The 14,850-nt window shown below is 71.6% G+C and carries 15 protein-coding genes and 1 tRNA gene; 8 read left to right on the forward strand and 8 right to left on the reverse strand.

Annotated elements, in window-relative coordinates; translation table 11 throughout:
• Window positions 1–87 precede the first annotated feature (87 nt).
• Complete coding sequence (locus ACWCXH_RS22520) at window positions 88–1,311, forward strand: acyl-CoA dehydrogenase family protein (protein ID WP_449803233.1); 1,224 nt, start codon at window positions 88–90, stop codon at window positions 1,309–1,311.
• 11 nt (window positions 1,312–1,322) lie between these two features.
• Here ACWCXH_RS22520 and ACWCXH_RS22525 read toward each other — a convergent pair whose 3' ends face one another.
• The 3 genes from ACWCXH_RS22525 to ACWCXH_RS22535 form a co-directional block, all read right to left on the reverse strand.
• Complete coding sequence (locus tag ACWCXH_RS22525; protein WP_449803234.1) at window positions 1,323–1,925, reverse strand: hypothetical protein; 603 nt, start codon at window positions 1,923–1,925, stop codon at window positions 1,323–1,325.
• A 128-nt stretch (window positions 1,926–2,053) separates the two neighbouring features.
• Entirely contained in the window at window positions 2,054–2,827 is a 774-nt protein-coding gene (locus ACWCXH_RS22530; protein ID WP_449803324.1) for an enoyl-CoA hydratase/isomerase family protein, read from the reverse strand.
• Window positions 2,734–3,447 carry a TetR/AcrR family transcriptional regulator gene (locus ACWCXH_RS22535; protein WP_449803235.1) on the reverse strand — a complete coding sequence of 238 codons (714 nt, stop codon included), beginning with the start codon at window positions 3,445–3,447 and terminating at the stop codon, window positions 2,734–2,736. The genes ACWCXH_RS22530 and ACWCXH_RS22535 overlap by 94 nt, the downstream gene beginning before the upstream one ends.
• Between ACWCXH_RS22535 and ACWCXH_RS22540 the strand changes: the two genes are divergently transcribed.
• Complete coding sequence (locus tag ACWCXH_RS22540; protein ID WP_449803236.1) at window positions 3,398–4,129, forward strand: MFS transporter; 732 nt, start codon at window positions 3,398–3,400, stop codon at window positions 4,127–4,129. The two genes, ACWCXH_RS22535 and ACWCXH_RS22540, sit on opposite strands and share 50 nt — an antisense overlap.
• A 104-nt stretch (window positions 4,130–4,233) precedes the next feature.
• On the opposite strand, the gene ACWCXH_RS22545 is transcribed toward ACWCXH_RS22540, so the two are convergent.
• On the reverse strand, window positions 4,234–4,782 hold the full coding sequence (locus tag ACWCXH_RS22545) for a GNAT family N-acetyltransferase (protein WP_449803237.1): 549 nt from the start codon (window positions 4,780–4,782) through the stop codon (window positions 4,234–4,236).
• 88 nt (window positions 4,783–4,870) lie between these two features.
• On the opposite strand from ACWCXH_RS22545, the gene ACWCXH_RS22550 reads away from it, so the two are divergent.
• Window positions 4,871–5,509, forward strand: coding sequence for a TetR/AcrR family transcriptional regulator (locus ACWCXH_RS22550; protein WP_449803238.1), 639 nt, complete (start codon window positions 4,871–4,873; stop codon window positions 5,507–5,509).
• A gap of 327 nt (window positions 5,510–5,836) precedes the next feature.
• On the opposite strand, the gene ACWCXH_RS22555 is transcribed toward ACWCXH_RS22550, so the two are convergent.
• Window positions 5,837–5,912, reverse strand: a tRNA-Arg gene (locus ACWCXH_RS22555).
• Window positions 5,913–6,546: 634 nt separating this feature from the next.
• On the opposite strand from ACWCXH_RS22555, the gene ACWCXH_RS22560 reads away from it, so the two are divergent.
• The 5 genes from ACWCXH_RS22560 (at window position 6,547) to ACWCXH_RS22580 (ending at window position 12,238) form a co-directional block, all read left to right on the forward strand.
• Window positions 6,547–7,152 (forward strand): single-stranded DNA-binding protein, encoded by a 606-nt coding sequence (locus ACWCXH_RS22560; protein WP_449803239.1) that lies wholly within the window; start codon window positions 6,547–6,549, stop codon window positions 7,150–7,152.
• Between the two features lie 354 nt (window positions 7,153–7,506).
• On the forward strand, window positions 7,507–8,955 hold the full coding sequence (locus ACWCXH_RS22565) for a Cys-Gln thioester bond-forming surface protein (RefSeq protein ID WP_449803240.1): 1,449 nt from the start codon (window positions 7,507–7,509) through the stop codon (window positions 8,953–8,955).
• Window positions 8,956–9,255: 300 nt separating this feature from the next.
• Window positions 9,256–10,920 (forward strand): energy-dependent translational throttle protein EttA, encoded by a 1,665-nt coding sequence (gene ettA, locus ACWCXH_RS22570; protein ID WP_449803241.1) that lies wholly within the window; start codon window positions 9,256–9,258, stop codon window positions 10,918–10,920.
• A gap of 109 nt (window positions 10,921–11,029) precedes the next feature.
• Window positions 11,030–11,509: an acyl-CoA thioesterase gene (locus ACWCXH_RS22575; RefSeq protein WP_449803242.1), complete on the forward strand. Its 480-nt coding sequence runs from the start codon at window positions 11,030–11,032 to the stop codon at window positions 11,507–11,509.
• A 36-nt stretch (window positions 11,510–11,545) separates the two neighbouring features.
• Window positions 11,546–12,238, forward strand: a complete 693-nt coding sequence (locus tag ACWCXH_RS22580) for a hypothetical protein (RefSeq protein ID WP_449803243.1) — start codon at window positions 11,546–11,548, stop codon at window positions 12,236–12,238.
• Between the two features lie 12 nt (window positions 12,239–12,250).
• On the opposite strand, the gene ACWCXH_RS22585 is transcribed toward ACWCXH_RS22580, so the two are convergent.
• From ACWCXH_RS22585 to ACWCXH_RS22595, 3 genes are all read right to left on the reverse strand, one after another.
• Window positions 12,251–12,655: a globin gene (locus tag ACWCXH_RS22585; RefSeq protein ID WP_449803244.1), complete on the reverse strand. Its 405-nt coding sequence runs from the start codon at window positions 12,653–12,655 to the stop codon at window positions 12,251–12,253.
• Window positions 12,656–12,742: 87 nt separating this feature from the next.
• Window positions 12,743–13,909 (reverse strand): ABC transporter permease, encoded by a 1,167-nt coding sequence (locus ACWCXH_RS22590; RefSeq protein WP_449803245.1) that lies wholly within the window; start codon window positions 13,907–13,909, stop codon window positions 12,743–12,745.
• Window positions 13,906–14,823, reverse strand: a complete 918-nt coding sequence (locus tag ACWCXH_RS22595) for an ABC transporter ATP-binding protein (protein ID WP_449803246.1) — start codon at window positions 14,821–14,823, stop codon at window positions 13,906–13,908. Before ACWCXH_RS22595 ends, ACWCXH_RS22590 begins: the two co-directional genes overlap by 4 nt.
• Window positions 14,824–14,850: the final 27 nt, after the last annotated feature.

The following is a 14,850-nucleotide window of genomic DNA, read 5'->3' on the forward strand; positions in this document are numbered from 1 at the left end:
ACCGGTTACCAATCAGTAGCAGACTCCGACGATGTTACCCGAGGTAACACCCCGGTCGGCCGTACCCCTTCTTCGGAGGCAAGCACCATGAGCAGCACGTTCTCGATGGATCCGGGTGCGGACCAGCTCGCCGTGCGCGACTGGCTGCACGGCTTCGCCGCCGATGTCGTCCGACCCGCCGCCGCCGAGTGGGACGAGCGCGAGGAGACCCCCTGGCCGATCATCCAGGAGGCCGCCAAGCTCGGCATCTACTCGCTCGACTTCTACGCCCAGCAGTACTTCGACCCCTCCGGCGTCGGCATCCCGATCGTCATGGAGGAGCTGTTCTGGGGCGACGCCGGCATCGGTCTGTCCATCGTCGGCACCACCCTGGCCGCCGTCGCCGTGCTCGCCAACGGCACCGACGAGCAGATCGGCACCTGGACCCCGCAGATGTTCGGTACCCCGGACGACGTCAAGGTGGCCGCGTTCTGCTCCTCCGAGCCGGACGCCGGCTCCGACGTCTCCGCGCTGCGCACCCGCGCCGTCTATGACGAGGCCAAGGACGAGTGGGTGCTGAGCGGCACCAAGACCTGGGCCACCAACGGCGGGATCGCCGCCGTCCACGTCGTCGTCGCCACCGTCGACGCGGAGCTCGGCGCCCGGGGCCACGCGTCCTTCGTCGTCCCGCCGGGCACCCCGGGGCTGAGCCAGGGCCAGAAGTTCAAGAAGCACGGCATCCGCGCCTCGCACACCGCCGAGGTCGTCCTGGACGACGTCCGGGTGCCCGGCAGCTGCCTGCTCGGCGGCAAGGAGAAACTGGACGAGCGGCTGGCCCGGGCCCGCGAGGGCGTCCGCAGGAGCGGCAGGGGCAACGCGGCCATGGCCACCTTCGAGGCCTCCCGCCCGGCCGTCGGCGCGCAGGCGATCGGCATCGCGCGGGCCGCGTACGAGGTCGCGCTGGACTATGCGAAGACGCGCGAGCAGTTCGGCCGTCCGATCATCGACAACCAGGGCGTCGCTTTCCAGCTGGCCGACATGCGGACCCGGATCGACGCGGCCCGGCTGCTGGTGTGGCGGGCCTCCTGGATGGCCGTCAACAACCAGCCGTTCACCGCGGCCGAGGGCTCGATGTCCAAGCTGTACGCGGGCGAGACGGCCAAGTGGGTCACCGCGCAGGCGATGCAGATCCTCGGCGGCAACGGCTTCACCCGGGAGTACCCGGTCGAGCGCATGCACCGGGACAGCGCGATCTACTCGATCTTCGAGGGGACCAGTGAGATCCAGCGGCTGGTGATCGCCCGGGCGATCTCGGGGGTGCCGATCCGCTGACTACCGGCTGCTCACCGGGCCGCCCAGAACGTGAGCCCGGCGGTGAGGGCGCCCACCACCGTGCCGACGACCGTCTGCGCGGTGGTGTGGTCCCGCAGCACCGTCCGGGACCAGCCGACGACCGCGACCAGCGGGTAGAGCAGCAGCCACCACGGGCCGAGCGCGATCGCCAGGCAGACCACCGCGCCGCTGGTGACGGCGGTGTGCACGGAGACCTTCCACCACACGGTGATCACCAGGATCGGGATCAGTGAGGCGAACATCGCCGCCACCAGGGCCGTCAGGTCGGCCGGGGCGTCGAGCCAGAGCATCGCCGCGAAGCTGACCGCGACCGAGCCCATGATGAACGGCAGGACCGTCAGCCGGCGCTGCCGGTGCCCGACGTGCCGGTCCCCGACAGTGCCCTTGCGCATGCCGCGCTGGATGAACAAGGTCGGGATGACGGCCGCGAACAGCGCGGCGAAGGCCGCCCAGGCGATGCCCTTCCAGCCGTAGCGCAGGCCGCCGAGCAGCGGCAGCAGCACGATGATCACGTTCTTCGGCTCGACGCCGTCGGTGATCCGCCGGGCCCAGAGCGTCCTGGTGGTGGTGGGGGCGGTCGCGGGCTCGGTCATCGGGGGAGTGCTCCAGGCGGCTCGGATCGGGCTTGCCGGATGATCGTATTTCCTTGGAGTGGCCGCCCTTCCCCGGGGAGGCGCGGCTCGTTTCCCCGGGACGGTGGCTCGTTCCCCGGGAGGCGGGCTCAGAACCGGGCCGGGCGGCCCTCCAGGAACGCGGCCAGCCCCTCGTGCACGTCCGACGCCTCCCGGGAACGTCGCTCCCACGGTGCCAGCGCCTCCGCCGCCCGATCCGCCGGGACGGCCAGGGCGGCCTTCACCGCGCCGATCGTCTGTGTCGAGCGACTGGTCAGCAGCCGGGCGAACTCCAGCGCGGCGGCGTCCAGTTCGGCGTCCGGCAGGACCCGTTCCGCGAGGCCCAGCGAGAGCGCGTCCCGGCCCGTCACCAACTCGCCGGAGAACAGCAGGTACTTGGCGCGTGCCGGGCCGACCAGCCGGGCCAGCCGCAGCGTCGGCACCGCCGGGTAGACCACGCCGAGCTTGGCCGGGGTGATCCCGAGCCGGGCGTCCTCGGCGACGAACCGCAGGTCGCACGCGACGGCCAGCTGGCAGCCGCCGCCGACGCAGGCGCCCCGGACGGCGGCGATCGTCGGGTGCGGGAAGGCGGCCAGCGCCTCCTCGGCCGCGACGTTGACCGCGTGGTAGGCGTCCGCGCGGTCCGGATCGCCGTACACGTCGGCGAGTTCGGCGATGTCCGCGCCCGCGCTGAAGGTGCCGCCGGCGCCGGTCAGCAGCAGGGCGCGGACGCCCTCGTGCCCGGCGAGCTCCCGTAGCACCTTCGGCAGCGCCTGCCAGATCGCCAGGGTCACCGCGTTGCGCCGGTGCGGGCGGGCGAACTCCAGCACCGCGACGCCGTCCTCGCCGACGTGGGCGTGCAGCCCGTCGGCGTGGGCGGGCAGAGCGGCGCGGTCCCGCGTGAGCAGCGACTGGTCCATGCGGCAGCACCTCCGGGAGGGTCGTGGTGCGCCCACTCTCTCAGGAGGCGCCGGCGCAGTAGTCGCCGATCCCCCGCTCGACGAGGGCGAAGGCGCGGCGGGCGCGGTCGAGGGCCTCCGGCAGGGCGTGGGCGGCGCGCTCGCCGGCCAGCATCCGGAGCTGGTTCTCGGTGGTCAGGACCAGCCGGGTGGCGAGCAGTTGGGCACCGGCGACCTGGGCGGTGAGCTCGTCGTGGGCCGGGTCCTGGGCGAGCAGTTCGGCGGGTCAGCAGGGCCTGGGCCTCGCGGCCGAAGGCGGCGGTGGCGCGCGTCGCCAGGGCGGGGGTGCGGTGCACCAGCCGGACCACGTCGAGCACCGTCCGGTCGTCGTTCAGGCCGCTGGCGGGGTCGAAGGCGGCGAGCGCGGCCAGGAAGTGCTCGCGCAGGGCCGCCACCGCAGAGGTGCCCGGGGCGCGCTCGCGCACCACCCGGGCGGGCTCGTCGAGGTGTTGCTCCATCGGGCCCATGACCAGGTCTTCCTTGGTCGGGAAGTAGTTGAAGACGGTCATCTTGGAGACCTCGGCGGCGGCCGCGATCTCGGCCACCGAGACCTGGTCGAAGTCGCGTTCGGCGAACAGCCCGATGGCCGTGCGGAAGATCCGGATCGCCCGGGGGATCGCCCCGACCTCGGCCAGCCTCTACCTGATGCCGATGGCCGCCGGAATGACCGCGGTCGGGCTGGTGGTCGGCCGGCTGACCGCCCGCGGCTACGCGCCGCGCACCTTCCTGGTGGCCGGCTCCGCCTGCGCGGCGCTCGCCCTGGCCCTGCTCGGGCTCAGCGGTCCGGACACTGGCCTGTGGGCGGTGGGCCTCGAACTCGCCCTGCTCGGCGTCGGGTTCGGCCAGCTGATCGGGCAGCTGATCACCCTGGTGCAGGAGGCCGCCCCGCGCCACCAGCTCGGCGTGGCGACCACCGGCATCCGGTTCTTCCAGACCCTCGGCGGCGCGCTCGGCGCGGCGTTCTTCGGGACCCTGCTGGCCCGGGTCTTCGCGGCCGACGAGCCCGGCCGGTCGATGGGCGCGGTCCGGGCACTGACCGGGGCGGCCCGGGACCACGCGGTGCGCGGCTTCACGGACGCCGTCGACGTCGTCTTCCTGTCGGCGGCCGGGGTGATGGGGCTGGTGCTGCTGCTCGCGCTGCGGCTGCGCCCGGTGGAGGCGGCGCCGGGGGCACCCGAGGCACCCGGGGCGCCGGAGACGGTGGAGCGGCCGGTGCTGGCGGCCTGAGCGGCCTTTGCGGCCGGCGTCGGCGGCCTGAGCGGCCCGAGGTGTGGTGAAGCGCGGGGCCCGGTGGATCGCAGGGGAAGCCACCGGGCCCCGGCTTCGCGCGGTCAGGCCTGCGGCGTCCACTCGGTCGCGAGGATCGACCAGATCTCCTTGTCGTGGCGGACACCGTTGTGCAGGAACCACTCGCGCAGGGTGCCGTCCAGCGTCATGCCGACCCGCTCGGCGACGGCGCGGCTGCGGGCGTTGGCGGAGGAGCACCACCACTCGGCGCGGTGCAGGCCCCGGGTGGTGAAGGCGTAGTCGAGCAGGTGCCGGACGGCGGCGGTGATCAGTCCGCCGCCCTCGCCGGCCGGCTCGGTCCAGGCGCCGATCTCGCAGATGCCGGTCCGGGCGTTGAAGCTGACGAACATCACGCCGCCGACCAGGGTGCCGTCGCGCCAGATGCCGTAGATCCGGCCGGAGTCGGTGTGGTGGCGGTCGGCGTAGCGCTGCAGGGTGGCGCGGGCCGAGTCGAGGTCGGTGGAGAAGGTGGCCCACGGGATCCACGGGTCGGTGTGGGCCCGGGCGCGGTCGATGTGGGCGAGGAACTCGGGGGCCTGCCACGGCTCCAGCGGGCGCAGTTCGACGTTCTCGGCGAGCGGTACGGCAAACAAGGGTGGGGCCTTTCCGGGGAGTGCGCGGGGCGGGCGTTCCGCCTGGAGATCCATTCATAACAAACGTTTGGTATGTACGATAGCCCCCATGACACCGGCCCGTGGAGACCATGACGCCCGCCGCCTCGAAGTCTCCGAGGGGGTCTGGCGGGTGCTCTCCTCCCGCGGCTTCGAGGGGCTGACACTGCGCGCGGTGGCCGCCGAACTGGGCGCCTCCACCGGCTTGTTGACGCACTACTTCCCCAACAAGCGGGCCCTGCTGGGCCACGCGCTGGAGGAGCTGGACCGGCGCTCCCTCGCCCGGCCCCGGCGTACCGACCCGGCCGACGGCACCCCGCCGCCCGCAGGGCTGGCCCGGCTGCGGGCCGCGCTGCTCGACATCCTGCCGCTGGACGAGGCCGCCGTGGCCGGCAACCGGATCTGGGTCGGCTCGTGGGACGTCGCCCTGGCCGACCCCGAGCTCGCGGCCGCCCACGCGGGCCGCTACGGGCGCTCGCGCGAGGCCCTGGCGGCCCACGTCGCGGACGCCCAGCGGCTCGGGGAGCTGCCGGCCGGGGCGGACGCCGCGGAGCTCGCGGCGGGTGCGCAGGCCTTCGTGCTGGGGCTGGTGGTGCAGGCGCTGTTCTCGCCGGGGGAGTTCCCGGCGGGGCGGCAGGTCGCGCTCCTGGACGCGCACCTGGCGGGGCTGGCGGCGACCGACGGGTCCGTTGGACCGGGCGCGGGCTGAACCTCGGGACCGGGTGAGGACCTGGCGGCGGACCGGCGTGAGGGCCGGGCTCGGAGCTGCGGTGAGGGCCGGGGTGGGGCCGGGGCGAGAGCCGGCCCGCGGCCCGGTCGTGGGCCGAACTCGGGCGAACTCGGGCGAACTCGCGCCCCGAAGGGGGATTCGCCGGATTTCCGTCGTTCGGCGGGCGTCGTGCGTTTGGTCCGAACTGGCGCGGAATGCCGGAGTAAGTTTCTCGCGGTGGCCATGACACGCATTGTCACGGGTTATGCGCGGTGCGTGTGCGGGGGATTTCCCCGCCGCCGAGGCGGCGGCCCGGGAATTGGCAGGTGGTGCCCCCAGCAGGATTCGAACCTGCGACCTACCGCTTAGAAGGCGGGTGCTCTATCCGCTGAGCTATGGGGGCGGGACGGGCGGCGCCCGGGTGGGCGTGACCGTTGCCGGGATCGGGTGACGAGCGCGTGGGGCGCCCGTGTCCGGCCCCGTACCTGAGGGTTGGGGTGGGGGTTGGCAGGCCCTCGCCCTGTCGGGGACAGGATAAGGGTGTCCAGTTCCTCGGCCGGGTTCGACGGCACCGCCGTTGGTGTGTCGGCTCCGGTGGAGCGGTCCGATAATCGCAGGTGAACGCCGTGTGTGCAGCGTTCTGGCAGTGTTCCGCGCCGGACGTTGTGCAGTCGTTACGGGGCTGCCGCCTCACCCGTTATGGATTCGACACGGAGAAACTACCGCGTCCGGCGCGGGTGGGGGGCCGTATTCGGGCCCCTTCGGTCGGATGACGTGGGCAGACGGTGGCCGGCTCGCGTTCCCCGGTGGCGGAGGCGGGCCGGGAAGCGCCCCGATTGTTGTCATGCTCGCGAAGAGTTGGCGTCCGAGGGGGAGCGGAAGGGCGAAATTCACTCCTGCGAGTGACAGGAGTTTTCCACAGGGGTGAGTTGTCCACAGGATTTCGGAACTTCCCGGCGGGGATTTCCCGTGAAGCGCACTCTCGTTCCGCATCGGTCGATTCCATACGGTGCATCGGCGAGAACGGAGAGTGCGCTGTGAACGAGACCCAGGTGACGGTGATCGGCAATGTCGTGACCGACGTGAGCTACGGCGAAACGGGCAGCGGCGTGCCGATGGCCAACTTCCGGCTCGCGTCCACCGAGCGGCGGTACGACCGCGAGCGCCAGTGCTGGGTGGACGGCGAGACGCAGTGGCTGACGGTGACGGCCTGGCGGGCGCTGGCGGTGAACCTGATCGGCTCGCTCGCCAAGGGCGATCCGGTGGTGGTGAGCGGCCGGCTCCGGGTGCGGGAGTGGGGCGAGGGCGAGGGGAGGCGCAGCCGGGTCGAGATCGACGCCAGATCGGTCGGACACGATCTCAACCGCGGGACCTCGGCGTTCCGTTGGGCAGCGGGCACGCGCGGGCACCCGCCGACGGCGGCCGGGGCGGTCGGCGGCGAGCCCGGCGGGTCGCCCGACGGCGAGGTGGTGCCGGGGTGGATCGCCGACGCCCTGGCGGCGCGCAAGGCGTCGGCGGTGGCCGCGATGCCTCCCGGAAGCGGGGCGGGTGGGGAGGATGCGGTGCCGGCAAGGGCGTCCGGTGAAGGTGACGAGGTGTCCGAAAAGGAAAGCGGAGATGATGCGCAGGGGGTGCTGATCTGACCCGGAGTCGACCAAAACTGTCGACAAATATGTAGATCGAGGCGGTTGTTGCACCCGCACGCGCAATCGGGAGCGGATAACAGAAAGTGGCGAGGAGTTTCTGGTCTACCGTCAGCTTGTGTGGAAACTGAGGGGGTTGATAACGATACAGATACGGAATCGTCCTGATTTCGCATGGGGGTTTGCGGGCCTCTGGGGCTCAATAGGATTCGTCTGGTTCATACCCCGCAGCGGCGCCATACGGGGCGCCAGCGGCAAGGCAAGTCGGCGGGCTGCCCATCGGCACGGCCCGGCCCGGAGGGAAACCAGATGGTCCAGATGCAGAGGCGGAGTCTTCCCCGCATAGCTACTGTCATGCTCGCGACCAGCCTCGCGCTGGGCGGAGGTCTGTTCGCGGCCGGTGCGGCGGCTGCGGCCGCACCTGGCTCGGGCGTGACCGCCGTCGTCCAGGACACGATGCTCGGCGAGCCGATCGACATCCAGGGCGGCAACACCGTCGAGGGCGGTCTGTTCACGCTCAAGACGGACAGCGGTGAGCTCCAGACCTACTGCATCGACTTCGGCAACCCCGTGTACCTCGACAGCGGGGCGAAGTACCAGGAGTCGGACTGGAAGTCGAGCTCGCTCGGCCGCAAGGACAAGGCGCAGGACGCCTCCAAGATCCGCTGGATCCTGGAGAACTCCTACCCGCAGGTCAGCGACCTCGCGAAGCTGTCCAAGGACGCCGGTGTCGACGGCCAGCTGTCCCCGGAGGACGCCGCGGCCGGCACCCAGGCCGCGATCTGGAGGTTCTCGGACGGCAAGAACGCCACCCCGCAGAACTCCAGGGCCAAGCAGCTGCGCGACTACCTGATCAGCGACAAGAACAAGGGCGTCGCGGCCGAGCCGAAGCCCTCGCTCACCCTCGCCCCGGACTCGGTCTCCGGCAAGTCGGGCGGCAAGCTCGGCCCGTTCACGCTCAACTCCAGCGCCACCCAGGTGAAGCTGGCGGTCTCCGGCGACGCCGCCGACAAGGTCAAGGTCCTCGACAAGGACGGCAAGCAGGTCGGCGGTGCCCTGAACGGCCAGATCGCCAAGGACACCCAGCTCTTCCTGGACGTCCCGGCCGGCACCCCGGACGGCGCCGCCACCCTCACCGCCTCCGCCGAGACGGTCGTGCCCAGTGGCCGTGTCTTCCTCAGCGAGGGTTACACCCCCGAGCGGCACAGCCAGACCATGATCCTCGCCGGCTCCAGCAAGCTGAGCGTCAGCGCCACCGCCAAGGCCACCTGGAAGCAGGGCAAGGGCGCGCTGCTCGACAGCATCGCCCAGGTCGAGTGCGACAGCAACGGCGTGCGGGTCAGCGTCGCCAACGGCGGTGACGAGGCCGCCACCGTCAACGTGCAGCCGGGCAAGAGCCTGACGGTCCAGCCGGGCAAGACCGAGAGCCTGGTCGTCCCGGTCAACAACAAGGCCGCCTACGACATCACCGTCACCGGCCCGAACGGCTACACCAACAACTTCAAGGGCATCCTGGACTGCAAGGGCACCGGCACCCCGGTGACCCCGAGCTCCGGTCCGTCCACCCCGGCCACCTCCGGCAAGCCGACCACCCCGTCCACCCCGTCCGCCTCGGTGAGCACGGCCGGCCACCCGGCCCCGGCCACCACCAGCCCGGCCCCGGGCACCGGTGGTCTGGCCCAGACCGGTGCCAGCAGCAACACCCCGATCCTGGCCGGCGCTGCCGGCGCCCTGGTCATCGCCGGTGGTGCCGCGGTCTTCTTCCTGCGCCGTCGCGGCCGCCACGGTGGCAACGCCGCCTGAACCGGTAGCACCGACTAGCAGTACCCCTTGGCCATGGCCCGGCTCCCCGCACCCGCTGCGGGGAGCCGGGCCGTCGGCTTTCCGCCGGTCGCGAGGCGGTGGCGAGTAGGCCCCGGGCCCGGCCCGGGTCGGGTGCGTGCCGCTTCGGCGTCGGCGCCCCGCGGGCCCGTGCCCCGATCCCAGGAGGCCCGCCGGGGGTGGCTACCCGGGGGCGATGGGCGGTTCGGGGCTTCCGGTCGGGTGCGGCACAATGGAAGGCTGCAAGCCGAATTACTCCCGACGACGCCGGAGCGATCTCACGTGGCGGAATACATCTACACGATGCGCAAGGTGCGCAAGGCGCACGGAGACAAGGTCATCCTTGACGACGTGACGCTCAGCTTCCTCCCCGGAGCGAAGATCGGCGTCGTGGGCCCCAACGGTGCCGGTAAGTCCACCGTGCTGAAGATGATGGCCGGTCTGGAGCAGCCCTCCAACGGCGACGCCTTCCTCTCGCCCGGGTTCACCGTCGGCATGCTCCTCCAGGAGCCGCCGCTCGACGAGTCCAAGACGGTCCTGGAGAACGTCCAGGACGGTGTCAAGGAGATCAAGGGCAAGCTCGACCGCTTCAACGAGATCGCCGAGCTGATGGCGACCGACTACTCGGACGCGCTGCTCGACGAGATGGGCAAGCTCCAGGAGGAACTGGACCACGCCGAGGCCTGGGACCTGGACGCCCAGCTGGAGCAGGCCATGGACGCCCTGGGCTGCCCGCCCGGCGACTGGGCCGTCACCAAGCTCTCCGGTGGTGAGAAGCGCCGTGTCGCGCTCTGCAAGCTGCTGCTGGAGGCCCCGGACCTGCTGCTGCTCGACGAGCCCACCAACCACCTGGACGCCGAGTCGGTGAACTGGCTGGAGCAGCACCTGGAGAAGTACAAGGGCACCGTCGTCGCCGTCACCCACGACCGGTACTTCCTGGACAACGTCGCCGAGTGGATCCTCGAGCTCGACCGCGGCCGCGCGTACCCGTACGAGGGCAACTACTCCACCTACCTGGAGACCAAGCAGTCCCGCCTCAAGGTCGAGGGGCAGAAGGACGCCAAGCGCGCCAAGCGCCTCAAGGAAGAGCTTGAGTGGGTCCGCTCCAACGCCAAGGGCCGCCAGGCGAAGTCCAAGGCCCGTCTGGCCCGCTACGAGGAGATGGCGGCCGAGGCCGACAAGATGCGGAAGCTGGACTTCGAGGAGATCCAGATCCCGCCGGGCCCGCGTCTGGGCAGCGTCGTCATCGAGGTGGAGAACCTCTCCAAGGCCTTCGGCGAGAAGATCCTGATCGACGACCTCAGCTTCACCCTGCCGCGCAACGGCATCGTCGGCGTCATCGGCCCCAACGGCGCCGGCAAGACCACGCTGTTCAAGATGCTGCAGGACCTGGAGACCCCGGACTCCGGCAAGGTCAAGGTCGGCGAGACCGTCAAGATCAGCTACGTCGACCAGTCGCGTGCCAACATCGACCCGAAGAAGACCCTCTGGGAGGTCGTCTCCGACGGTCTGGACTGGATCAACGTCGGCCAGGTCGAGATGCCGTCCCGCGCCTACGTGTCGGCCTTCGGCTTCAAGGGCCCGGACCAGCAGAAGCCGGCCGGCGTGCTCTCCGGCGGTGAGCGCAACCGCCTGAACCTCGCGCTCACCCTCAAGCAGGGCGGCAACCTGCTGCTCCTCGACGAGCCCACCAACGACCTCGACGTCGAGACGCTCTCCTCGCTGGAGAACGCCCTGCTGGAGTTCCCCGGCTGCGCCGTGGTCATCTCCCACGACCGCTGGTTCCTGGACCGAGTGGCCACCCACATCCTCGCCTACGAGGGCGACAGCAAGTGGTTCTGGTTCGAGGGCAACTTCGAGTCGTACGAGAAGAACAAGATCGAGCGGCTGGGCGCCGAGGCAGCCCGTCCGCACCGGGCCACCTACAAGAAGCTGACCCGCGGCTGACACCCAGCTGTCACGACGGCCCGGCAGACCGCCCTCCGGGGCGGCCTGCCGGGCCGCGGCCCGCCGCCACCGACCGGCGGCGGGCGACCGGACACCGAGGAGAACACCTGTGGCCCGCCACATCTACGCCTGCCCGCTGCGCTGGTCCGACATGGACGCCTTCGGGCACGTCAACAACGCGGTCTTCGTGCGTTACCTGGAGGAGGCCCGGATCGACTTCATGTTCACCCGGGCCGCCGAGGCCGGCGCCGGGGAGTTCGCGGGCGGGTCGGTCGTGGCGCGCCACGAGATCGACTACAAGCGGCCGCTGGTGCACCGCCCGGAGCCGGTGACCATCGAGACCTGGGTGACCAAGATCGGTGCCGCCTCGCTGACCGTGGCGTACGAGATCAAGGACATCGCCGAGGACGGCAGCGACCTCGTCTACGTCCGCGCGTCCACGGTGGTCGTGCCCTTCGACCTGGCCGAGCAGCGCCCGCGCCGGATCTCGGAGGTGGAGCGGGAGTTCCTGTCCCGTTTCCTGGACGACCGCAGCATGGACAAGTCCGCTGCGACGCGCAAGGACGAAGCCGCCGTCGTCGTCGCCTGAGTGCAGAAACCTCCTACCGATTCGAGCTGAACCGCGTTGACCACCACCGACCGCCTCGCGCTGACCGACGCCGGCGATGCCGCCGACCTGTCCGCCTTCCTGCTGCGCCTGCTGCGCTTCGACAAGGCGGCGGCGGTGCGGTTGCAGGCGGTGGCCCCGGTCGGGGGCGACGGCGTGCTGGCGGTCTTCGGGCGGCTGCCGCTGGGCGGTTCGGGCGCGCTGGCGATCCGCACCGCCCGGCTGGCCGGTCTGGGCGAGCCGGTCGACCGGACCGTCTCGGCGGGCCAACTGCTGGACGGCGTCGACGCCGGGGCGGGCACCGTCGCCCTGCCCGCGCCGGTGACCGGCCCGGCCTGGGCCGGGCTGCTGCCGCCGCGCACCGGCTGGCGGCCGGTCGGGGAGCCGCCGGTGGCCCGGGTGTACCCCGAACTGATGGCCGGCGTGCGGGAGTTCCGCGAGCGCAGCGAGGCCGTTCCGGCGCACCACCGCAGCCGCGCGGTGCTGGACGCGCTGGCCGACGAGATCTGGTCCCGCCCGGTGGCGGTCCTGCCGGAGCTGCCCCTGCGGGCCGTCCACGCGGCCTACGTGATCGGCTTCCTGAAGCCGGACGCCCCGCTGACCGTGCACCGGGCCGGCGGCTGGCTGCGGCTGAGTGCCCCGGCCGGGTCGGTGGCGGTCCGCACGGCGGCCGCGCCCGGCGCGGGGCTGGGGCTCAGCCCCGTCCGGTGAACCCGGTGGGGCTCAGCCCTCGGTGTTGATCATCGAGGCGGCGGCGTAGGTGAGGTAGTCCCACAGCTGCCGCTCGTCCTCGGCGGGCAGGGCGAGGTCGTCGACGGCCGCGCGCATGTGCTTGAGCCAGGCGTCGTGCGCCGCGCGGTCCACCTTGAACGGCACGTGCCGCATGCGCAGCCGCGGGTGGCCGCGGTGCTCGCTGTAGGTGCGCGGGCCGCCCCAGTACTGCATCAGGAAGAGCGCCAGCCGCTCCTCGGCGGGGCCGAGGTCCTCCTCGGGGTACATCGGCCGCAGCAACTCGTCCTCGGCGACGCCCTGGTAGAACCGGTGGACCAGCCGCCGGAAGGTCGACTCCCCGCCGACCTTGTCGAAGAAGCTCTCCTCGCTGAGCGTGCCACGCCGGATCTCATTCACCCGACCATGGTCGCAGACGCCGACGGGGCCGTACACCGGGACCAAAGGCGTACGACCCCGTGGGGTTCGGCTACCGGGGAGCGACGATCAGGCGTCGTCCCACTTGAACAGCTTCGCCGAGATGAGCGTCAGCACGACGGCGAAGCCCAGCAGGATGCCCATGGCGGGCAGCGCGTCCATGACGCCGCCGCCACGGCTGAGCACCGACCCGGCGGCGTCCACCAGGTGCCGCAGCGGCAGGACCTCCGAGATGGTCTTCAGCCAGCTCGGGGCGTCGTCCATCTTGAAGAAGGAGCCGGACAGGAACGACATCGGCAGCACGATGATCTGCGAGATGCCGTTGGCGGCCTCCTCGGTCTTGGCGATCGAACCGGCGAGCAGGCCGATCGACATGAACGCGATCGTCGCGCAGATCACCAGCGGGATGATCAGCCACCAGTTGCCGGTGAGCTTGAGCCCGAAGAACGGCGTGGTGGCGACGGCCAGGAAGACCGCCGTCTGGGCGAGGGCGGTGATCACCGACACCACGACCCGCGAGGCGATGACCGAGAAGGCGCTCACCGGGGCCAGCCGCAGCCGGCGGAGCACCTTCTGCTTGCGCCAGCCGACCAGGGTCAGCGAGGCGCCGAACACGGCGCCGGTGGCGACGGCCCAGCCGAGCAGGCCCGGGGTGAGGAACTGGATCGGCTTGAGCGACTGGTCCTCGACCTGGCCGGCGTCCAGCGAGAACGTCGGCGGCTTGCCGGTGGCCTGCTGGTAGGCGGCCTGGTTGGCCTGCTGGACGATCGCGTTGAGGATGCCCTGGACGGACCCGGCGCGAACCTGGTCGGCGGCGCTGAAGCGCAGCTCGATCCTCCCGTCCGGGCCCTGCTCGATCAGCGCGTCGAGGTCGCCCTTGCGGACCTTGGTGAGCGCGGCCGACTCGTCGTCGACCTTGCTGATCTCCAGGACCTTCTCGAGCTCCGTGCGGCCCTCGCCCTGCACCGAGTCCAGTACCTGCACGGCGCCGACCTGGGCGACCTTGGCGTGCGGACTGGTGGCGCCCTTGAGCAGGGTGCCGAACAGCAGCAGGAACATCAGCGGGAACAGCAAGACGAAGAAGACGGCGCTGCGGTCGCGCTTGAACGACAGCAGCATCGACCGGGACAGGCTCCAGAAGGCGCTGACCCGCTCCTGGCCGGCGTCGGCGCCGCCGCCGGCCGAACCGCCGCGCTGGGCGGGCACCTTCGGCTCGGTGGACGTGGTTGACGTCATGCCCGGTACTCCCGTCCGGTCAGCTGGAGGAAGACGTCCTCCAGGGTGGCGCCGCGCACTTCGAGGCCGCGCAGGGCGTTGTGCTCGGCGAGGACGGCCAGGATCGGGGCCGGGAGGCGGGTGGAGAGGGACAGCGTGGTGCCGTCGTCCTCCAGGGAGGCGGTCTCGGCGCCGGCCGCGGCGAGCAGCTCGCGCGCCCGGTCGAGGGCGAGCTGGCCGGACTCGACGCCGATCCGGACGGTGTCGTCGATCTCGCGGATCAGCGCCGCGGGGGCGCCGGTGTGCAGGATCTTGCCGTGGTCCATGATCGAGACCCGGTCGCAGAGGATCTCGGCCTCGTCCAGGTAGTGGGTGGTCAGGACGACGGTGCGGCCCTCGCGGTTGATGTCCCGCAGGAGGTCCCAGAGGTTGCGGCGGGCCTGCGGGTCGAGGCCGGTGGTGGGCTCGTCGAGGAAGACGAGCTCCGGGTCGTGGGCCAGCGCGCAGGCGATCGACAGGCGCTGGGCCTGGCCGCCGGACATCTGCTCGGTCATCACCCCGGCCTTGTCGACCAGGCCGACCCGCTCCAGCATCGCGTCGGCCCGCTTGGGGCCGACCCCGTAGAACGACGCGAAGGTGCGGATGGTCTCCCGGGCGGTCAGCTTCCGGAAGAAGGCGGAGGCCTGGAACTGCACGCCGATGCGCGGCAGCAGTCGCGGGTTGCGCGGCCAGGGGGCCATCCCCAGCAGCTCGATCCGGCCCTCGTCGGGCTTGCGGATCCCTTCCAGGATCTCCAGTGTGGTGGTCTTCCCGGCGCCGTTGGGCCCCAGGATCCCGTAAAACTCGCCGGCTTCGACGGTGAGTGACACCCCGTCGACAGCCTGCACGTCCCCGTACCGCTGACGGATGCCGTCGGCGGATATAGCTGCAGTCATGAGCCCAGAGCGTAGGGCTTCCATCGG

The organism is Kitasatospora sp. NPDC001660 (assembly GCF_053596725.1).